Source organism: Nitrospira japonica (genome assembly GCF_900169565.1).
Classification (GTDB): Bacteria; Nitrospirota; Nitrospiria; order Nitrospirales; family Nitrospiraceae; genus Nitrospira_C; species Nitrospira_C japonica_A.
In genome coordinates this window covers 1,727,983-1,748,787 of sequence record NZ_LT828648.1, presented here as the reverse complement: position 1 = coordinate 1,748,787, position 20,805 = coordinate 1,727,983, and the positions used below count along the sequence as shown (strand labels likewise).

Here is a 20,805-nt window from a genome sequence, read left to right as displayed (position 1 = left end):
AAAAGGAAAACACCGCCCGTAGTAGGCGGCAGAGACCGCCCCCACAAGATTTTGGCGATTATGACCTACTTGACACCACATCAGGAAACCCGTACAATGGCCTCAACATCACGGAGGCCATATGACGAAGCCCAGCCAAACCCTCTCCCAAATGATGAAGCGCTTCAAGGACGAGGATGCCTGCAAGGCGTTCTTGAAGGAGCGCCGTTGGCCGAATGGCGTGCGCTGCCCCCGCTGCAATAACGAGAAGGTCTTTCAGCCAAAGTCCCGCCCGTTTCACTGGATCTGCAAGGCCAAGGATTGTGGCGGACGGAACGGCTACCGGTTCTCGGTCATTACCAAGACCATCTTTGAGAATACGAACTACCCGCTGACCACCTGGTTTCAGGTGATTTTCCTGATGATGACCAGCAAGAAGGGCATTAGCGCCTTGCAGGTTCAGCGCATGATCGGCAGCGGGGCCTACCGGACGGCCTGGTATATGTGCCACCGCATCCGAGCGGCCATGAAGGACGGCGGATTTGGGCAATTGATGGGGGAAGTGGAGGTTGATGAAACCTTCATCGGCGGACGGCAAAAGAACCGCCACCGGAGCAAGCGCCACCTGAACGTGGCCGGTCCAAAGGGTAAAGTGGCCGTGATTGGCGCAATTGCTCGTAAGGGCAATGTCGTCGCCAGGATCATTGAGAACGTGAGCGCCGATACGCTGACCCAGTTCGTCAAGCAGACGGTCGATGCGAATGTGTCGCTGGTCGCCACGGATGATGCTGGCGGCTATCGATTCCTTCGGCAGAACGGCTTCCCGCAACATCAGAGCGTGAGGCATTTGTCTGGTGAATACGTGCGCGGGAACGTCCATACGGCGAACCTGGATAGCTTCTGGAGCCTCCTGAAGCGTGGCGTCATGGGAACCTTCCATAACGTCAGTAAGGCCTATTTGCCGCTGTATTTGGCGGAGTTCTCGTACCGTCACAATAACCGCAAGAATGCGAACATCTTTGCGGACGTGATAGCAGAATGCTGAACACGTCGCCGGTAAAGCGTGTTCAGATGAAGTACGATCCCAAGAACGTGCAGCTAAAGCTCCCAATGGAGGTCTATCCATGCCGAAAGCGAAACCGGTATCGCTATATCCGTTAAGTTTTGAACAGGCCATAGATACACTCTTAAAAGCGAAACCAAAGGGACAAACAAAACAGAAACCATACAAACGTAAATTGAAAAAGTAAGTTTATCTTAATCGCCAGTTGGAAACCCCGACCAACGTACCTTAGCTGGACTAAGTGAGAACATGGGAAGCGCCTCAACAACATTGGTGCCTATTTTGACAAGTTTTATCTTGCGGCGCTCCGTTTCACTAGGAACTAATGCTGTAGCCTCTGTGGGGAATGACGCGACCACAAAATGCTTAGAGCTCTGATTCCCTATGTAAAGGCGCACAGTACGATTTTGTTTAAGTATCGGGATAATAGCGGTGTGTCTCCTCGTAACGGTAACTGGCCCTGAGCGCACTGATTTTTCCTCTTGAATTGCTTCAGCAAATGCAAACTCCACTTCTGCTTTGACATCAATGAGTTCGTTATTGCTGTGATTCGTAATATCCAGCGCAATTGCCATATCAGGCATGCCAGGAAAGTCCTCTGATTTCTTTTGCGGAAGTTTTGGGCCGCCCCACTTCAAACTCTGCTTTTCCGGCCAAATAATAGGGCTATTGCCATCGTTCTTAATCTCATACGCGCCCCACGGTATATCCTCTTTAGGGCGGGCAAGAATTGCGTATGATGTAGTTTGTGCCGGAATACTGAAGGGGAAAAACACTAGTGGGTCAAAACGTACAGTGAGCGTTATTGTAGGTGTTGTTTCCGATGGCTTAATTAGAGTAGTGGGAGGAGTCGGCTCGACCCATCTCAGTTGATACAGCCCCAACCCAACAGCAGAAGAAAGTAGCAGGGTATATAGAATTCGTGGAATAAGATCTGACTGTGTAATAGGCGGTATTGTAAAAATAGAAATCGTCGCCAAGATCCATGCAACTGCCAACAGAATATTGGCACTATCTGTGGTTAAGCGTGCACCAATCACGGTAACCACCAGAGCAATCGCCAGCCCCAATGTAGGCAGGGCAAGCCAATTTTGAATAGTTGATCCCATGCCGCTCCCCTCTGGTAAGTTGGGGGCCATCTGGGACAATGATAGTGCTCGCCTACGCTCTCTCTTTTCGCGAGCAGCTTTTCCCATAATAAATTGCGCCCCAGGTGAGGGGGCCATTTTATAGGCGGCCCATGCCTGGGTGTCAAGTCAGGCATAGTCGCCAAGATTTTGGATCACGTGAGAGGGAAGGAGGAGGATGACCGAATACAGGACTACCGGGTGGGAGCCGTCACCGATTGCTTAGAGGACTCGATCGTGATGAGCTCCTTGGGCAGCAAGAATTCCACGTCTTCTTCGATCACGGTCAGGTCTTCGACTTCCGCGGTCCCGTAGGTCTTCAGATAGGCGACGACTTCGGTCACCAATACTTCCGGCGCGGACGCACCAGCCGTAATACCCACGGCCTTGACGCCGTTGAGCCAGGTCGGATTGATATCGGAAGCGGAATCGATCAGATACGACGCAATGCCGCAATGTTCACCCAACTCGCGCAAACGATTGGAATTGGAGCTGTTGGGCGACCCGATGACCAGAATCACGTCCACCAGCTTGGACAGCTCCTTGACGGCGTTCTGCCGGTTTTGGGTGGCGTAACAAATGTCTTCCTGGTGCGGTCCCTTAATGTTGGGGAACCGGCGATGTAACGCCCCGACGATGTCCCGGCATTCGTCGACGCTCAACGTGGTTTGTGTGACGTAGGACAGGGAATGCACGTTGTCGACCTGAAGCTTTTCAACGTCCTCCACCGACGAGACCAGATGGAATTTGTCGGGAATCTGTCCCAATGTTCCGATCACCTCCGGATGCCCGGCATGGCCGATCAGGATCAGATCGTACCCCTGCGTATAATCGCGGTTCACTTCGTTGTGGACTTTGATCACCAACGGACAGGTGGCGTCGATGACGTGCAGACGCCGCCGATTGGCTTCATCCCACACCGACTTGGCCACACCGTGCGCGCTGAAGATCACCACGGAGCCTTCGGGCACTTCACCCAGTTCTTCCACGAATACCGCGCCCTTCTGGCGCAACGAATTCACGACGTGCCGGCTGTGGACGATTTCGTGGCGGACATAGATCGGCGCCCCGTATTTGCGCAGCGAGAGGTCGACGATGTCGATTGCCCGGTCGACACCGGCGCAAAACCCGCGCGGATTGGCGAGATAAATTTTCATGACCGTATTCGCTCCTTCAAGCCCAACCCAATACAAGAGGCCCACATGCACCATACGTCAGAGGTCGGGCGGTCGTCAACAGATATGCGGCCGCTTCGCGCTCCTCTGGCTGGGAGGCCACGCGCTGCACCTCGCGCCTTCGCCCTTCCTCGAAGACGCGGCCGGATCCATCGGACAGGGCGCGGGATTGACCAGTTCTGCCGTCCCCACCTTGACAGACTTACCCCTCCCCCGTAGGCTGACTCCATCTCATGGCCCAAACCGCTCCCAGAAAAATTCTCATCGTCGAGGACGAAAAAGACATTCTCCAGTTGGTCAAACTCTATTTGGACAAAGAAGGATTTCGCACCGTGACCGCGGCGACGGGCACGGACGGTCTGAAGTCCGTGAAGCAGGACAAGCCCGATCTGGTGGTGCTCGATCTGATGCTGCCGGAAATCGATGGGCTGGAGGTCTGCAAGCAGCTCCGTTCCGCGCCGGAAACGGCCATGGTCCCGATCATCATGCTCACGGCCAAGGCGGAGGAATCCGACACCGTCATCGGCCTCGAACTCGGCGCCGACGACTACGTGACGAAGCCCTTCAGCCCCAAGGCGCTGGTGGCGCGGGTCAAGGCCTTGTTCCGCCGCCTCGACCGCAGTCAGAACCAGCACGTGACCGTCTATCGCTACGGTGATGTGGTGATGGACTTGGCGCGGCACGAGGTGACCGACGACGAGAAGGAGGTCCCGCTCACCGCCAAAGAGTTCGGCTTGTTGGAACATTTACTCCGAAATCCGGGACGCGTGTTGACGCGAGAGGTGCTGCTGAACACGGTGTGGGGGTATGATTACTTCGGCACGACCAGAACCGTCGACGTCCACATCCGGCGCCTCAAGCAAAAGATTCCGCTGCTCGACGAGGCGATCCTGTCCGTCAAGTCTCTTGGCTACAAGCTGAGAGAGGAAGACTGAGGATACCGGCAATGGAGACGACGCTTTTCCCCCTGCGAGTGCCGCCGCGTCTATGAACCTTTCCATCCGATGGAAAGTCACGCTCGCCACCCTGTTCGCTCTGGCCTGCGGCTTTGCCATGGCGGGGTTCCTGGCCGAACGGTCGCTTGAGCGGCAGGAACTGGCGCAATCCCATAGAAATCTCGACGTCCGCACAGAGATGGTCGCTCACGAATTGCGGCCATGGCTGCGCGCCCACGCCCCGCGTTTCACCGATCCGGCGTTCCAAGTCCTCGTGCGGGAATTGGGAGCCAAGGCGTTGGCCAGAATCACGCTCATCGCCCCGGACGGCCTGGTGCTGGCCGACAGCGCGGTGGCCAGCGAGCACTTGCCGGGAGTCGAGAACCACCGGACCAGACCGGAAGTCGAACAGGCTCTGGCGCAGGGAGACGGAAGCGACCTCCGGGCGAGTCAGACGACCGGAGAGCGAACCTTGTATCACGCGATCCTGCTCACCGAACAGGACGGCAGCCCCTCGATCGTGCTCCGTCTCGGACTTCCGATCGTGACGCTGGAAGAAGAGCTGTCGCAGCTCCGGCGCCATCTCGTACTAGCCTTCGGCAGCGCGTTCCTGGTGGCCGTGGGATTGAGCATCCTGCTGGCGCGCAGCCTGACGAAACCCCTGTCGGACATGGCGGCCGCAGCCCGCCGGCTGGCGGACGGCGACGCGGCCGCCCGCATTCAAATCACGTCGCGCGATGAAGCGGGGCTGCTCGGCGAGACGCTCAATCGCATGGCGGACGAATTGCGCGCAAAGATCGAGGAAGTATCGGAAGACCGCTCCCAGTTGCTGGCCATGCTGACGTCCATGGTGGAAGGAGTCATGGTCCTCGACTACCGGGGGCGGGTACTCCAAGTGAACCCCGCGCTGGAACGCATGTTCAACGTCACGAGGGCGGAAGCCAGGGGACGGAAATTTTCCGACGTCTTCGGTCATCCTCAACTGGCGCTGTTGGTATCCACCGTCCTCAGCACCAGGGTGGGACAAGAGGATGAAATCCTCCTGAGTCCCAGCAGCCGCTGCTTGCACATCGAAGCGTCCGTGGCGGGGGGCGAGCAGGAGAACGAAGCCTGCGCCGTCCTGGTGTTTCACGACATTACCGAGCTCAGACGGCTGGAAAAGATCCGCAAGGACTTCGTGGCCAATGTGTCCCACGAATTGCGGACTCCGCTGACGTCAATCAAGGGCTACGTCGAGGCGCTACTGGACGGCGGGAAGGACGATCCGGACACGAGCGCAAAATTTCTGGACATCATCCTGAAGCAAAGCGATCGCTTGAACCTGATCCTGGAAGATTTGCTGCAACTGTCGAAAATCGAATCGGGACAGGTTCTCCTCCGGCGCGAGCCCCTGCAAATCGAGATGATCGTCGAGCGCACGATGGCCATGATGCGTCCCCTGGCCGGCAAAAAAGGACACCGCCTGGTGGAAAACATTCCTTCCGGACTTCCCCTGGTCAACGGCGACGAAGAACGGTTGGGACAAGTCCTCTCGAACCTGCTCGACAATGCCATCAAGTACACGCCGGAAGGAGGAAGCATCACGGTGGCCGCCCGTCACGTCGCCCCAGGCGGATCGCCGGCCGGCGGAAAATCCGAAAGCCTCGAGATCAGCGTCGCGGACACCGGTATCGGCATCCCGGAATCGGATCGGCCTCGGGTGTTCGAACGCTTCTACCGCGTCGACAAAGCCCGCTCGCGCGAGATGGGAGGCACCGGACTCGGCCTGGCGATCGTCAGGCACATCGTCGAGGGACATGGAGGGCAGGTCTGGGTCGAGGGGAACCGCCCCTGCGGCAGCCGATTCGTCGTCCGCCTGCCGGTGCAGCCTTCCGACCAGGCAGCCGGTCACCCCAGTCTCGTCCCCACCAAATAAATCACCGAGGCCAGGATGGCCGCTCCCGGCAATGTGAACAGCCAGGCGTAGAGGATGCGCCGGGTCACTCCCCAGCGAACGGCGGACAGGCGTTTAATGGCCCCGACGCCCATGACCGAGGACGTGATGGTGTGCGTCGTACTCACGGGCAAGCCGATGTGGGCCGTCACCATGAGGACCGCGGCCGCTCCTGTCTCCGCCGCAAATCCATGTACCGGTTCCAACTTGACGATGCCCATGCCGAGCGTACGGACGATCCGCCAACCGCCCGCTGCCGTTCCCAGCCCCATGGCCACCGCACAGGCGCCGATCACCCAACCAGGCACGTCATGGGATTGGATCTGACCGGCCGAGAGCAGCGCGAGCGTGATGATGCCCATCGCCTTCTGCGCGTCGTTCGCGCCGTGACTGAAGGCCATGAAACAGGCCGACAACAATTGGAGCCGCTTGAATATCTTGGTCGCGATCCCTCTGGGCACGCGAAAGAACATCCAGCTGATCAGGACCATCAGCGAGAGTCCGATCGCAAAGCCGAAGAAGGGGGACAGTACCATGGCCTCCAGCACCGAACGAAGCCCCGACAATTTGACGGTGTCCCACCCGCCGTGCGTCACCGCCGCCCCCACCATGCCGCCGATCAGCGCGTGGGATGAACTGGTGGGCAGCCCGAGGAGCAGGGTGAACAGGTTCCATAAAATGGCGCCGGCCAGCGCGGACGCCACCATCTGCTGCGTGACGGTCGAAGGATCCACGATGCCGGATCCGACCATCTTGGCCACCGCCGTGGACATGAAGGCCCCGGCGATGTTCAGGATACCGGCCATGATGACCGCGACAAGCGGGCTCACGACTCTGGTGGAGACAACCGTCGCGATGGCGTTGGCGCTGTCGTGCCATCCGTTCGAAAAATCGAACAGCAGCGCGAGCAGGACGACCAGGAGCAACATTCCGTTGAGTTCGAGCATCATGACGTCGTCAGGAGGGAGGTCAAGCGGTCGAGGCGGCTTCTTTCATCGGGCGTATCACGATTTATGCGTCCATTCAATGGTGCTTCAACGAGATTCGTTCCAGAATATTGGCCACATCTTCACAGCGGTCCGTGCCGGCCTCGAACCCTTCATAGATCTCTTTCCACTTGATGACGGCGATCGGATCCGTCTCTTTGTCGAAGAGCTCGGAAATGGCGTCCCGGGAGACCCGATCGGCCTCATTCTCCAGACTATTGACCTGCACACTGCATTCCTTGATTTCCGGATGAGCCATCCCGAGCCGATCCACGCCCTGCCCGACCGCCACCGACGCCTGATATAAAATGTCGGCCAGCTTGACGGCCATGTCGGTCGGCTTGGTCACCTTGTAGAGCACGAAGCGGTCGGCAATCGCTTCGGCCACATCGAGAATGTCGTCGAGCGCACTGGCGAGATCATGGATATCCTCGCGGTCGATCGGCGTAATGAACGTTTGGTTGAGACGAAGCGCAATCTCGTGCGTAATGCTGTCTCCGACATGCTCGACCTCTTTGATGCGCTTGGCCTGATCGACCGGGGAACGCAGGTCCTTCATCATCGCCGCCAGCAGCCGGCTCCCTTCGATCATATTGTGCGCCGCCTTCTTGAACAGTTCGAAGAAGGCTTCTTCCCGTGGAATCAGTCCGAACATGATGGTACCGCTCCTCCGCTGACCGATCGCAGCCGCACGCTCACAATATCGTTATCGATCCCGGTGCGGCGAAAACGCGGTCCCGCCTCTTCGGAATCGCTACCACCGAATCAGTCCCGTCGCCCAGGTGATCCCGCCTCCGAAACTTCCCAGCACCACCAGATCCTGCTGCCTGATTCTGCCGGAACGCACCGCATAATCCAGGGCAACCGGCACCGAGGCGGACGAGGTGTTGCCCGCACGTTCGATCACCGAGCAGAGTTTGGAAACCGGGAGGCCAAGCTTGGCCGCGAGGCTGGATAGGATCCGTCCGTTCGCCTGATGCAAAACCAGATGGGCCACGTCGTCCAGCGTCACGCCGAACTCCTTGAGAAGGTCCCGGATCGCCTGGTTCAATTTCTTCACGGCCAATCGGAATAACGGCCCTCCCCGCATGCGGAGGGTGGTCCCAGGCCTGCTGAATGTCGCCTCCGTCGCCGGCGTTCGCGAGCCTCCCATAGGAATACGGATCAAGTCATGCCCGGCGCCTTCGGCATGGATCCGCAGGCCTAGAATGCCTCCGTTAGGTTGGGCTCCGGCCTGCTCGGCCCGGACCACAACCGCACCAGCTCCGTCCCCGAACAACAGCGCGGTGTCGGCATCGTTCGGATCCAGCGTCCGCGACTTGATCTCGGTCGCCACGACCAAACATTGGGTCACTTGGCCGCTTCGAACCATGGCATCCGCCATCGACAACGCATAAAGAAATCCGGAGCAAGACGCGGACAGATCGAAAGCCGGTCCCCCCGGGCAGCCCAACTTGCGTTGCAGAAGGCAGGCGGTAGACGGGAAGGCCATGTCAGGTGAAGTCGTCGACAAAACAATGGCTTCGACCGACGAGGGAGCAATCCCCGCTGCATCCATCGCTCGCCGGCAAGCCTCTACGGCCAGATCGGATGAGGCTTGCGACGGGTCGGCCCATCGCCGCTCGGCGATACCGGTGAGACGGGTCACCGTTGAAGGATCAATTCCAAGAGTCCCGGCAACCTCTGCATTTGATACCACCCGTTCGGGCAGGTAAGAGCCTGTTCCGACTATTCTGGCGTGGATCATGACGTGCCGCGGTTGCCTTGATGACATCGCATAAGCTGCGGGATTATAGGGCCCGTTGCCCAAGGGGTCAACTCGCCGGACTTCGTTGCAATTGACCACATCTCCTGCTACAACTGACCTGCGTCAGGTTGGCTCCTGGCCTGAGAATACCGAGGTTGTGATGCGTCGGTTTGGCAATAATTTCCGCGCTGTGGCAGGCGATGGACGACGGTTCATCCTGCCCGTCATCGTGCTTGGCCTGCTCATGGGTTGTTCGAGCTCGCACAAGAGCGGAGACCAGGCGTCGAAGAAGGCCCTCAGCGGAACGGACGAGTCGATTTTTCTCGGGGATACGATCGAGAAGAACTACGATCCGAACGTCATTATGAAGCGCGGCGAGGCCTTCTTCGAAAAAGAAGAGTATGCCGAGGCCATTGTCGAGTACAACCATTTCCTCGACCTCCATCGAAGCCATCAACTGGCTTCCTATGCCGCGTTTCGCATCGGTGAGAGTCAAATGAAGCGCGCCAAGGGCATCGAGCGCGACCCGGAACCGGTTCAGAAAGCCATCGAATCCTTCGATCGCCTACGCCGAGATTATCCCGGCAGCCGCTATGACGGGCAGGCCGTGCAGAAGGTCCAGGAATGCCACGATCTGCTCGCCCAGATGCACCTCTTCGTAGGACAGTTCTACTATCGCCGGGGCTCGTACCTCGCCGCGGCACATCGGTTCGAACAGATCATGCAGCTCTACCCTGATAAGTCCGTGGCGCCGGATGCCCTCTACTTCCTCGCCCTCAGCTATCATGAAATGGGCGCGGACGATTGGGCCAGCGACAAGCTGACGCTGCTTGCGCAGAAATATCCGAACGCCGGGCATTCCCGTGATGGGGCGAAACTGTTAGCCAAGATCGGCCCGTCGAAATCCGATACCGTGGTGGCCAAAAAACCGGCCTCCGCTTCTCCATCACCGGACGGAACGGGTTCCGCCGCTTCCGACGGCTCCTCCATTCTGGCCAATGGCCTCAGCTCTTCCCCCTCCGCCGGATCCGTTCAGATCCCGTCGGCCAGCTCGCTGACAGGGTCGTTCGTCAATTGCCGCCTCGGAGCCTGGTGCTAGCAGGCTGACGAGCAGCTTGAAGGCGATTATCCGGACGCTTTCATCGGCATCCGCGGTGAATAGCCCCGGTCTTGCGTCGTCCTCACTCACCGAACAACGTATGCTTCGGCTCCTCGCTCGCTGAACAAGCTGTTCCGCCAGCCCGAAAACTCGTGACGCGCCCTGAGAATTCTCCGAGCGGACGCACAAGGCCCTCAGGGGGTCTTGCCGATAAGAGGTGATAGTGAGGGAAGGATAGCCCCTTGAAACGTTCAGGCAGGCCTTATGAAGAAACAGGAATCCCCGAAGCGCCGAGACGCTTCGTTCCGCGGTCGGCCGCAATGAGCGACGTGAGAACGATGCTGAAGGACTTTTTCAACATCACGTCACTGGCCGAGATACCAGCCGATGCCGTACCGCTCCAGGAAGCTGGTGATCATGGTCAGCGAGTTCGCATAGATCATAATGCCCACGACCACCAACAGCACGCCGCTCACGGTCGACACTCCCCAGAGGTAGGCACGAGCCTGCTTGAAGTATGCAAGGAACCGGTCGACGCCGAGGGCCGTCAGAAACAAGGGAAGTCCTAACCCCAAGGAATAGCTGGTCAACAGCAAGACTCCGGTCATCAGCGAATCGGTGGTGCTCGCATACAGAAGGATCGTGCCGAGCACCGGTCCGACGCAAGGAGTCCATCCGGCCGCGAAGGCAATCCCGATCAGAAAGGAGCCGGCATAGCCGACCGGCCGATTGCGAAACTGGAATCGATGCTCCATCTGAAGAAAATTGATGTTCAAGATTCCGAGCAGATAGAGGCCGAAAATGACGATCAACACGCCGCCGATGCGACGGATGTGGTCCTGATAGGTGATCAATAGTTGGCCGACGAAGCTGGCGGATGCGCCGAACGCGATAAAGACGGCCGAAAATCCCGCGATGAACAACAGCGCGTTGGCCACGATCTCCGATCGAAAGCGAGATCGTGTGCCGGCATCGGTCAGTTCCTCGATCGACAACCCCGTGATGTAAGAAATGTAGGAAGGAACGAGCGGCAACACGCAGGGCGACACGAAGGACAACAGCCCGGCGGAAAATGCCGCGATCAGCGAGATATTGGACATCGACTGGGACAAGGTCGGCCTGCCTATGTCTTCAGCAACAGGTCGATCAGTTGATGGGCCTCCGGGGCGGCCCAGTCACGCGCGCCGAAGATTTGATGGCGCACGACCCCTTGGCGATCGACCATAAATGTCATGGGGAGGCTGCGCGCGCCGTAGACGAGCCCGATGCGATATTCGGCGTCGTGCAAAATGGGGAACGTCAACCGATTTTCCTGCTGGAACGGCCTGGTGACGGCCACGCCCTGGGGATCGGTGGACACGGCCAGAATTTCGAAGTCATTCCTGGAATAGTCCCGATAAAGTTGTTCCATGGCGGGCATTTCCACCCGGCATGGGCCGCACCACGTCGCCCAAAAATTGATGAGCACCACTTTACCACGCAGGTCCGACAACGACATCATCCGGCCCTCGAGATCCCGCAACTGAAAGTTCGGCGCCGTGTCCCCTGGCTTGACCAGACTGCGCTTGGCAACCGGAACAACCGGGCCCGCATCGGACCACAGGGGTCCGGCTCCGGCAAACGCCAGCACCACGAGACCTACCTGCAAGGCAATGCGTTTCATCCCTTCACAATCGTCAATCCGGCCGGCCCGATGGTCGCAGCCTTTGGGGTGACGTTCAGCAACTTGGTCAATATCTGCAGGCTGTCCAATCTCGTCCAGTCTCTGGGCCCAATCACGATTTCCCGAATGATGCCCTCCTGGTCGATGATAAACGTTTCGGGCACTCCCATCCGCTTGTACGGCTTGTCAGTCTTGCCCCAGGAATCGATCAACACGGGAAAAGTCAGATTCAGTCCCTTCACGAACGGAGGAATCTCCTTCGTCGTCGTCACGCGATCAATGCTCACCGCGAGAATAACCAGCCCGTCCTTCTCGAAGTTCTTGTTAAGGATCTCCATTGACGGCATTTCTTCCCGGCACGGTTTGCACCACGTCGCCCAGAAATTCAAGAACACGACCTTTCCGCGAAAGTCCGACAACCGATAGGATTTATCGTTGAGATCGGACAACGCGAAGTCCGGAGCCGATTTGCCCACGGCCAGCGGTTCGTACTTTGCACTCTGGAGCCAGACGATGGCGAACGTCAAAACCAGAATCACCGTTCCGGCGATCAGAATCAGCAGCCGAGTGGGGCCGGGTTTGCTCGTCGAGACAGGCATGGATTGATCAAGCAAGGGCATCCCTCCGTGACTCACCGACCCGGCACGCGCAGCCGTCTTGACGGTGAGCCGACATCCGGCACAATGAAGAGCAGGCAAACGAACTTGGCGCCGGCGGCCGGGACTAGCGTCCCGTTGCTACGCGTAGGCGTGCAATCCCGACAAGAGGAAGTTCACCCCCCAAAAACAGAAGATCACCATGAGGAACCCGAAGACCGCATAGATCGCGGCTCGTCGTCCTTCCCATCCTCGGGTCATGCGGGCATGAATGTACGCGCCATAGATGAGCCACACAATCAACGACCAGGTTTCTTTCGGATCCCAACTCCAGTAGCCGCCCCAAGCATAGTTGGCCCACATGGCGCCGAGGATGATGCCGAAGGCCAGTAACGGGAACCCGATCATGATGGCCTTGTAGCCCAATTCATCGATGGTCTCCAACTCGGGAAACGCCGCGTAAAAGCGGGATTGGCTTCCCCGGAGCTCCGCCCGCTCTTTGAACAGATACATCAACCCGAGTCCTCCCGCCATGGCAAACGCCGCATAGCTCGTCAGCGTGACGGAGACATGAATGTAAATCCAATAACTGTTGAGGGCCGGGACGAGGGGTTCGGCCGTCTGGTAGCGATACGGCAACAGCGACGCCGCGCCCATCGCAATGAATCCGATTCCGACGACGAATGCGCCGATCGCCTTGATCTTGTATCGCACCTCCAATAACACGTAGCCCAGGATGATGGCCCATGACACATAGGCCATGGCTTCAAACTGATTGGACCAGGGTGCGAACGTGCCGGAATGTTCCAGCCGTTCAAACGCCCGGGTCAGCAACGCCCCGGTATTCACGAGCCATCCGAAGATGGTGACCAGCGTGGCGACCTGACCCAACTGCGTCGCCCAGGCGCCGTCCCGTTCCTCGAAATCCTCGGACGGATGGCCTGCGGGAGCCAACGCCATGGCAGGCCGCCTGGCGAAGAGATATGCGACATACAGCGTCAACGCCGCCAGATACAACCAGAACGTCATGTCGAACAGAAAAAGTGATCGGACCATGCAGCCTCCGTCTCTCGGATCAACTTGCGAATCAACTTGCGGCGGTCTTGCCCAGCATCAGTCATGATACCCAAGAAAGCAGCCGTTTGACTACCTCCCCGTCGCAGATCAGAACGTACGGATTTTTTCCGTAAGCTTACGGAATTCCTTCTGAAAATCGATCTGGCTCTTGTGCGTCGTTCCGCCCAAATGCACGGTCGAGCCCTGCTCGGACGAGACGATCTTCGTCCACAACCGTCGGTGGTAGATGAAGGACGACAGCGTGATGCCGACCACGATCATGGTGGAACCGAGCCAGACGATGTTGATGCCGGGATTCTTGGCGATCTGAAGCCCGGTGTATTTCTTCGGTTTATAGCCGATCAATTCAAACTGGTACTTTGAATCCTTGATGTCGAAGAGGTCGGGGAATTGATAGAAGATCCACGGAGTGGCGTCCACGGTGCTCCGCTCGTTGACGGTCAATTTGATCGCCGGATTGGCATGTTCGACGGTCTTGGAATAGACCTTCTTCTCGGTCGAGTTGAAGGCAAAATCGGCGACGAAGTCCGTAAGCGCCAGCTTCAATTTCAGCTCGTCGATCGCCTGCTCTTTCTGCCATTCGAGGTCGACCGTTTTGATGATTTTATCCGACTCTTTGTCCTTGATATTGAGCCGTGCGATCTCGATCTGATCCCAGGCGTCCCCGTAACTGGACTGGTAGAACCAGATGCCTTTATAGACGAGGGGATCGTTCACGGTAATCGTCTTGGTCAACTGAGGCCTACCGCCTTCGATGACGGTCAGGGTGCTGTTGTAGGACTTCACGGCCCCATTCTCGTGATAGTCGATCCAGAACTTATCGACTTTGAGATCGAAGTCTCCGCGTGGAATGTGATACGTCTGTCCCTCCAGACAGACGCCGAACTCCTGAAATCCGTAGTAGCTGCCCAGCAGACCGCCCACGACGATCACCGTCGCACTCAAGTGTGCCATATGGGCACCGACGCGCCCGAGCACGCCCTTGGTGGCGTATACCGTGACTTCTCCCGCCTCATTCTTCGCCAAGACGCGGTAGCCTCGCTCGATAAAATGCTGGGCCAGCGACTGGGCGACCGCTTCCTTGTCGCCACGGACGGGAATCTCGGCCTGTTGCTTCATGCCTTTGACGAAGGCCATCGACACGCTGACCTTGTCCTGCTTCATCGACCGCCACACCGAGGGAAATCGCTTATAGAAGCACGTCAGGGAATTGACGCACAGCAATCCCAGCAGGCTGGTAAACCACCACGTATGATAGACATCCGTGATGCCCAACCGTAGAAACCACCGGTAGGCGTTCTCGCCGTACTCTTGAATGTAGGTCTCGGGTCGTTCTCCCTGTTGGATGACCGTCCCGATGGTGGCGGTAACGGCGATGAAGAGGAAGAGAAACATCGCCAGCTTGATCGAGGCGAAGAATTCCACGAGTTCGCGGGAGAATTCTTCCCAGCCAAGCCCAGGAGCGGGATTGCGGGGCGTTTCGCGCTCGGCGGTCGCGTCAGGCTGACCGTTCATGGTCTGACAAATTCCATTTCTCTACACCAGACACGCAATCTTCTGGCCCCGGGCGCCGTCACCGATTGACAAGGACGATTACAGGCCGGAAGGAGATACCGTCACTGGCGATAGGTCCTTTGATACAACCAAGGGAGGAAGGCCTCGAAAGCGCCATCTTACAAGTGCCCGAAAAGTAGTGTCAAGCGAGCGTGGAGCATTCCGGTGGGCCTCGCTACCACTATTGCGTGCGCATCCATACTATCGAATAGATAGACAACCCCACCCTCTCTCCGCTACTATCGCAAGAACTACGCAATTGCCGGTCAAGCCGCGCTGAATACACGGTAGAGGCCGGACAATCGTCCACCGAATTTGAGGAGCCCATGAGAAACAATTATTTGTTTACGTCGGAGTCCGTGACGGAAGGCCACCCCGACAAGATCGCCGATCAGATTTCCGACGGGATCCTGGACGCCATCATCGCCCAGGATAAATTTTCCCGCGTGGCATGCGAAACGATCCTGACGACCGGAATCGCGTTCGTGGCCGGCGAAATTTCGACCAAGGCCTACGTGGAAATTCCCGATATCATCCGTGACGTGATTAAAGACGTCGGCTATACCGACGCGTCATGGGGGTTTGACTGCAATACGTGCTCGGTCCTGACGGCCATCCACCAACAATCGGGCGACATCGCCATGGGAGTCGACTCCGGAGGGGCCGGCGACCAGGGGCTGATGTTCGGCTACGCGACGAACGAGACTTCCGAACTCATGCCGATGCCGATCGTCCTGGCCCATCGTCTCACCCGTCGCCTCGCCGAGGTCCGCAAGAAGAATATCCTGCCGTGGGTGCGACCGGACGGCAAGTCTCAAGTCACCGTGGAATATCGGAACGGAAAACCGGTTCGTATCGACACGATCGTCGTCTCGACTCAACACAGCCCCGATGTCACGAACAAACAGATCGAACGCGGCATCATGGAGAAGGTGATCAAGCCGATCATGCCGAAAGGCCTCTACGATCCGACCAGCGTCAAGCATCACATCAATCCCACCGGCCGGTTCGTCGTCGGCGGCCCGATGGGGGATACGGGTCTGACGGGCCGTAAGATCATCGTGGATACCTACGGCGGACACGGCAGCCACGGCGGCGGCGCATTTTCAGGGAAGGATCCCACAAAGGTCGACCGCTCCGCCTCGTACATGGCGCGCTATATCGCCAAGAACCTCGTCGCGGCCGGCTTGGCCGACAAGTGCGAGGTGCAACTGGCTTACGCGATCGGCGTGGCCGATCCGGTTTCCGTCCTGGTCGATACGAAGAACACGGAGAAGGTATCGGTCGACAACCTCGACAAGCTCGTGCGCAAACATTTCCCAATGACCCCGCGCGGCATCATCGAGCACCTGAAACTTCGTCGTCCGATCTTCAGAAAAACCGCCGCCTACGGCCATTTCGGCCGGAGCGAACCGGAGTTTACCTGGGAAAAGACCGACAAGGCGAAAGTCCTGCGCAAAGAAGCAGGACTGTAGCACTTGGACTCGCGCTAGGCACAGAACCAGAAGGGGACGGGTCGCAACCCGTCCCCTTTTTTCTGGAATCATTCAGATTTACGCGTCATGTGTGACGTTTAACGAGGAGGCATATCAGTGGATTACGACGTGAGAGATATCAAGCTGGCCGACCAGGGCAGACTCAAAATCGAATGGGCCGAAGTGACCATGCCCGTGTTGCGGCTCATCAGAAAGCGGTTTAAACGGCAGCAGCCGCTCAAGGGTGTCCGCGTGACCGCCTGTCTGCACGTCACGACGGAAACGGCGAACCTGGCCATCACCTTGAAGGCGGGGGGAGCGGATGTGCGCCTCTGTGCCTCCAATCCTCTCAGCACCCAGGATGACGTCGCCGCCGCCCTGGTTCAGCACGAGGGCATTCCAACCTTCGCCATCAAGGGCGAGGACAACGCGACCTACTATCGTCACATTGAATCGGCCATCGCCCATCGCCCCCACGTGACGATGGACGACGGAGCCGACGTCGTGTCGCACCTCCATTCCAAGCGGAAGGACCTCCTTCGGAACGTGATCGGCGGCACCGAAGAAACCACCACCGGCGTGATCCGTCTGCGAAGCATGGCGGAGAAAAAGGTGCTGAAGTTCCCCGTTATTTCGGTCAACGACGCCGACACCAAGCACATGTTCGACAACCGCTACGGCACCGGGCAATCGACGATGGACGGCATTGTGCGCGCGACCAACCGGCTCATCTGCGGCTCGGTGGTCGTCGTGGTCGGCTACGGCTGGTGCGGGCGCGGAATCGCCATGCGAGCCAAGGGAATGGGAGCCGATGTCATCGTGACCGAGATCGATCCGTTGAAGGGACTCGAAGCGGTTATGGACGGATTCCGGGTCATGCCGATGGAACAGGCTGCTCCGATCGGTGATTTCTTCGTGACCGTCACGGGAAATCTCCATGTCATTCGAGGGGAACACTTCGCCGTCATGAAGGACGGCGCGATCGTCTGCAACAGCGGCCACTTCAACGTGGAGTTGGACATTCCGGCTTTGGAGAAGCTGGCCAAGAAGCGCCGCATCGTGCGGACCGGCGTCGAAGAGTTCACCTTCAAGAAGAACGGAAACCGAGTCAGCCTGCTCGGTGAAGGGCGGCTCGTAAACCTGGCGACGGCCGAAGGCCATCCGTCGAGCGTCATGGATATGAGCTTCGCGAATCAGGCGCTCGGCGCGGAGTACCTCGTCAAGCACTATAAGATGCTGGAGAAAAAAGTCTATCCGGTTCCACCGGCCATCGACAAAGAGATCGCTCGCTTGAAGCTCGCGGGCATGGGCGTGGAGATCGACACGCTGACGACGGAGCAGAAGAAGTATCTGGCATCCTGGGAAATGGGGACCTGATCGCGGGTAGTCCGTTCGCGAGATGCCACATATCGAAGGCCACCTCAACCGAGGTGGCCTTCGATGTTTTTGGTACCTGAGCTGTATCTGGCTCTGCTCTCATGCTCACTCCAAGAATCTCCCGCTGGGTCATCTCGGCTCTGGCACAATGGCAATGATCCGCAGTGGTCCTCCGGTACCGCCGGCGATTTTCATCGGTAACGCAATCACGTCGAATCCATGATTGGGAAGTCCGCTGAGGTCGGCGAGATTTTCGAACACCGGCACATTGTGAGAGAGCAGCGCGACATGCGTCTCAAACTTGGTTGATCGACCGTAGTCGATCGACGCGGTATCGATGCCGACGGCTTTAACCTGTCGCTCACGCACCAGCCAAACCGCCGCATCGGGATGTAAGCCGGGAAAATGCAGCGCGTCCACCCCCTCTGCCCCCCTCAACTCCGTCCCGAGATACTGTTGTCTCGCCGGCCACAATCGTCCAAATCCCGTATCCAGCAACACGATCGCATGAACCGGTATCCGGCCATGCCTTGACTCCCATCGCTCAAGGTCCCGGATCTCGACGCGGTAGTCGCGGTCGTTGGCACATTGATCGGCGACATCGATGCGAACCGCGCCACCCACGAGGCGATCGATTGGAATCTGATCCAGCGTCTGTGTTCCCCTGGCAAAATGTATGGGTGCATCCATGTGGGTGCCGCCGTGTTCCGGAAGTTCCAAGCGATTGGAGGCGTAGTAATACCCACCCGGCATATCCTCTGCGTGCTGCACGATCACTTTGATGTCCTGCTCGGTGGGCCACACGATCGTCTCGCTACCGAAGGGATGGGTCAGATCGACCAACCGGGATTGTGGTAGAGCTGAGAAAGGAGGTTGAGGGGGATGCTCAGCACATGCCACGCTCATCATCGCATACATACCGAGTCCCAGCATCAATCCGGTCGGATAACGATCCCTCTGAAACACAGACTCGCTTTTCATCACTCCTCCCGGCTCAACTTCGTTCGTCAACCATATCGCGTCTTGCGCTGAAAGATCCAATCATCTAGGCTCGAAGTATTCCTTCGCATCCCATCAAGGAGATCGAACATGGCTCAGATGACCGCGATACAAATCAACAGTCCGGGAGGCCGATTCGAAGTCGTAAGCCGAAATGTCCCGGAACCGACGCCCAACACCGTCCGTATCAAAATCCAAGCCTGCGGCGTTTGCCATAGCGACGTCTTCGTCAAGGAAGGGCATTGGCCCGGGCTGCAATATCCGCGGGTGACCGGCCATGAGATTGCCGGAGTGATCGACGCCGTGGGAGCCGACGTCACGGAGTGGACGAAGGGCCAACGGGTCGGCGTGGGTTGGCACGGCGGCCATTGCGGTCGCTGTACGCCCTGTCGTCGAGGCGATTTCATGGGGTGCCAGAATTTTATTGTCACCGGATTCATGAGCGACGGCGGATATGCCCAATTCATGATCGCCCGTAGCGAAGCCGTGGCTGCAATCCCCGACGGACTTTCTCCTGCAGAAGCCGCCCCGCTCCTCTGCGCGGGAGTCACCACGTTCAATAGTCTCCGTCACAGCGGAGCCATCGCCGGCGATATCGTAGCCGTGCAGGGACTCGGCGGCCTTGGCCACCTCGGCATTCAATTCGCAAGCAAGATGGGCTTTCGCACGGTGGCCGTCGGCCGCGGCAAGGACAAGGAAGCCCTGGCCTTGAAACTCGGAGCCTCGCACTACCTTGACGGAGGAACCGTCAACGCGGCAGGTGAATTAGCCAAGATGGGGGGCGCTTCCGTCATTCTCGCAACCGCACCGAACAGCCGGGCCATGTCGGAACTGATCGATGGACTCGCAGTCGGCGGGAAATTGCTCGTCGTGGGAGCTGCCGCGGATCCCATTACCGTGACACCGATCCAACTGATTGGAGCCAGGCGTTCCGTGCAAGGATGGCCGTCGGGCACGGCTCGCGACTCGGAAGATACGCTGAAGTTCTCCGCCCTGACGGGCATTCGTCCGATGATTGAGACGTTTCCGTTTGAACAGGCGTCGGCCGCCTATGACCGTATGATAAGCGGACAAGCCCGTTTCCGTGTGGTACTGACCATGGAACGGTGACGGGACACGCGTTGGAATGGGCTGCTAACCACTCGTGCCCCTCTCTGCAAAACCCTCGTTTTGCTTTCGGGATTAAACGACCCATGCTAGGGTGATGGAACACAGAGTTCCGACTAAGGGAGGGATCCATGCTGGACGCCATCGTGGTTGCAGCGGCTTTGTATGTGTGCCCGGGCGACGTCTATACCGACACCCCTCGTGCCGGTTGCCAGCCGCTACAGGAATCGAATCGGGAAGGCTTCAGCACGATTCCCGAATCGCCGGAGTTCAATTCGAAAGGGTCGGCTCCCGGAGAGAACGTCAAACCCATGAGGGACACGCAATCCCGGATTCCCGCCGCTTCGGCCGAGGAATGTGCCATGTACGAGGAATGGGTCAAGCTGTCGACGAAATCGAGCAGCCTGGGAGCCCGCGATCTCTCACCCAGCGAATTCGAGCGGTGGACGAACCTCAAACAGGTCTTCGGAAACAGTCCCCCGCCCAATTGCCGATAGTCCCCCTCGTCGGTCCGCAGCTTGCCGGTGTATGGTCCCGCCAGCGGCCGTTCGGCTTTACGCGGGCTCACTTCTCCCTAGCAGCGCCTCTCGGATCCGGAGAATCAGGTGCTGACGCCGAAAAGGTTTGGCAATGAAGGACCGCAACGTACCGTCCAACGGCCCCAAGATCTGATCCGAGTACCCCGACATATACAGCAACCGAACGCCCGGCATCATGGCCTCGATCTGAACAGCGAGCTGAGGACCGGTCATCCGTGGCATCATGACATCGGTGAGAACAAGTGCGGGCGGCGACGGCATGTTCCTCAAATGGTCCAGCGCATCCAACCCATCACACGATTCCAAAACGTCATACCCGGCTGACTTGAGCATATCAGCGGATCGTAAGAGAAGCCTTTAGCGCCCTGCTCATC

General features: G+C 58.3%; 20 protein-coding genes. 8 read left to right on the top strand and 12 right to left on the bottom strand.

Annotated features, from left to right (window positions below; genetic code table 11):
• Positions 1-121: 121 nt before the first annotated feature.
• Positions 122-1,024 carry an IS1595 family transposase gene (locus tag NSJP_RS08385; protein ID WP_080886460.1) on the top strand — a complete coding sequence of 301 codons (903 nt, stop codon included), beginning with the start codon at positions 122-124 and terminating at the stop codon, positions 1,022-1,024.
• A gap of 212 nt (positions 1,025-1,236) precedes the next feature.
• On the opposite strand, the gene NSJP_RS08380 is transcribed toward NSJP_RS08385, so the two are convergent.
• Both NSJP_RS08380 and ispH read right to left on the bottom strand, forming a co-directional pair.
• Positions 1,237-2,151, bottom strand: a complete 915-nt coding sequence (locus NSJP_RS08380) for a hypothetical protein (protein ID WP_155969991.1) — start codon at positions 2,149-2,151, stop codon at positions 1,237-1,239.
• Between the two features lie 212 nt (positions 2,152-2,363).
• Complete coding sequence (gene ispH / locus NSJP_RS08375; protein WP_080888543.1) at positions 2,364-3,326, bottom strand: 4-hydroxy-3-methylbut-2-enyl diphosphate reductase; 963 nt, start codon at positions 3,324-3,326, stop codon at positions 2,364-2,366.
• Positions 3,327-3,577: 251 nt separating this feature from the next.
• Between ispH and NSJP_RS08370 the strand changes: the two genes are divergently transcribed.
• Together NSJP_RS08370 and pnpS are read left to right on the top strand one after the other, a co-directional pair.
• A complete protein-coding gene (locus tag NSJP_RS08370; RefSeq protein WP_080886458.1) occupies positions 3,578-4,279 on the top strand; it encodes a response regulator transcription factor in 702 nt (233 codons plus the stop codon).
• A gap of 52 nt (positions 4,280-4,331) precedes the next feature.
• On the top strand, positions 4,332-6,194 hold the full coding sequence (pnpS, locus tag NSJP_RS08365; protein ID WP_080886457.1) for a two-component system histidine kinase PnpS: 1,863 nt from the start codon (positions 4,332-4,334) through the stop codon (positions 6,192-6,194).
• On the opposite strand, the gene NSJP_RS08360 is transcribed toward pnpS, so the two are convergent.
• The 3 genes from NSJP_RS08360 to NSJP_RS08350 all read right to left on the bottom strand — a co-directional run bounded on the left by NSJP_RS08360 (position 6,167) and on the right by NSJP_RS08350 (position 8,972).
• Positions 6,167-7,159 (bottom strand): inorganic phosphate transporter, encoded by a 993-nt coding sequence (locus NSJP_RS08360; RefSeq protein ID WP_080888542.1) that lies wholly within the window; start codon positions 7,157-7,159, stop codon positions 6,167-6,169. The two genes, pnpS and NSJP_RS08360, sit on opposite strands and share 28 nt — an antisense overlap.
• Before the next feature lie 76 nt (positions 7,160-7,235).
• A complete protein-coding gene (locus tag NSJP_RS08355) occupies positions 7,236-7,853 on the bottom strand; it encodes a DUF47 domain-containing protein (protein ID WP_080886456.1) in 618 nt (205 codons plus the stop codon).
• A gap of 99 nt (positions 7,854-7,952) precedes the next feature.
• Complete coding sequence (locus NSJP_RS08350; protein ID WP_231989515.1) at positions 7,953-8,972, bottom strand: 3-oxoacyl-ACP synthase III family protein; 1,020 nt, start codon at positions 8,970-8,972, stop codon at positions 7,953-7,955.
• Between the two features lie 133 nt (positions 8,973-9,105).
• On the opposite strand from NSJP_RS08350, the gene NSJP_RS08345 reads away from it, so the two are divergent.
• A complete protein-coding gene (locus tag NSJP_RS08345; protein ID WP_080886454.1) occupies positions 9,106-10,044 on the top strand; it encodes an outer membrane protein assembly factor BamD in 939 nt (312 codons plus the stop codon).
• Between the two features lie 365 nt (positions 10,045-10,409).
• Here the strand turns inward: NSJP_RS08345 and NSJP_RS08340 are convergent, their stop codons facing one another.
• The 5 genes from NSJP_RS08340 to resB form a co-directional block, all read right to left on the bottom strand.
• Complete coding sequence (locus NSJP_RS08340; protein ID WP_080886453.1) at positions 10,410-11,156, bottom strand: cytochrome c biogenesis CcdA family protein; 747 nt, start codon at positions 11,154-11,156, stop codon at positions 10,410-10,412.
• 11 nt (positions 11,157-11,167) lie between these two features.
• A complete protein-coding gene (locus NSJP_RS08335) occupies positions 11,168-11,707 on the bottom strand; it encodes a peroxiredoxin family protein (protein WP_080886452.1) in 540 nt (179 codons plus the stop codon).
• Entirely contained in the window at positions 11,704-12,306 is a 603-nt protein-coding gene (locus NSJP_RS08330) for a TlpA disulfide reductase family protein (protein WP_172834234.1), read from the bottom strand. The genes NSJP_RS08335 and NSJP_RS08330 overlap by 4 nt, the downstream gene beginning before the upstream one ends.
• Positions 12,307-12,444: 138 nt before the next feature.
• Positions 12,445-13,359, bottom strand: a complete 915-nt coding sequence (gene ccsB / locus NSJP_RS08325) for a c-type cytochrome biogenesis protein CcsB (RefSeq protein WP_080886450.1) — start codon at positions 13,357-13,359, stop codon at positions 12,445-12,447.
• A 108-nt stretch (positions 13,360-13,467) separates the two neighbouring features.
• Positions 13,468-14,895, bottom strand: a complete 1,428-nt coding sequence (gene resB, locus NSJP_RS08320) for a cytochrome c biogenesis protein ResB (RefSeq protein ID WP_080886449.1) — start codon at positions 14,893-14,895, stop codon at positions 13,468-13,470.
• Between the two features lie 365 nt (positions 14,896-15,260).
• On the opposite strand from resB, the gene metK reads away from it, so the two are divergent.
• Positions 15,261-16,409: a methionine adenosyltransferase gene (metK, locus tag NSJP_RS08315; protein ID WP_080886448.1), complete on the top strand. Its 1,149-nt coding sequence runs from the start codon at positions 15,261-15,263 to the stop codon at positions 16,407-16,409.
• 117 nt (positions 16,410-16,526) lie between these two features.
• On the top strand, positions 16,527-17,786 hold the full coding sequence (gene ahcY / locus NSJP_RS08310) for an adenosylhomocysteinase (RefSeq protein ID WP_080886447.1): 1,260 nt from the start codon (positions 16,527-16,529) through the stop codon (positions 17,784-17,786).
• A 129-nt stretch (positions 17,787-17,915) separates the two neighbouring features.
• Here ahcY and NSJP_RS08305 read toward each other — a convergent pair whose 3' ends face one another.
• Entirely contained in the window at positions 17,916-18,767 is an 852-nt protein-coding gene (locus NSJP_RS08305) for a cyclase family protein (RefSeq protein ID WP_080886446.1), read from the bottom strand.
• Positions 18,768-18,875: 108 nt separating this feature from the next.
• Between NSJP_RS08305 and NSJP_RS08300 the strand changes: the two genes are divergently transcribed.
• The gene (locus NSJP_RS08300) at positions 18,876-19,895 is read left to right on the top strand and encodes an alcohol dehydrogenase (RefSeq protein ID WP_080886445.1); all 1,020 of its coding nucleotides are present in this window, start codon (positions 18,876-18,878) and stop codon (positions 19,893-19,895) included.
• A 128-nt stretch (positions 19,896-20,023) separates the two neighbouring features.
• On the top strand, positions 20,024-20,389 hold the full coding sequence (locus NSJP_RS08295; RefSeq protein ID WP_080886444.1) for a hypothetical protein: 366 nt from the start codon (positions 20,024-20,026) through the stop codon (positions 20,387-20,389).
• Positions 20,390-20,446: 57 nt separating this feature from the next.
• Here the strand turns inward: NSJP_RS08295 and NSJP_RS08290 are convergent, their stop codons facing one another.
• The gene (locus tag NSJP_RS08290; RefSeq protein WP_080886443.1) at positions 20,447-20,764 is read right to left on the bottom strand and encodes a response regulator; all 318 of its coding nucleotides are present in this window, start codon (positions 20,762-20,764) and stop codon (positions 20,447-20,449) included.
• Positions 20,765-20,805: the final 41 nt, after the last annotated feature.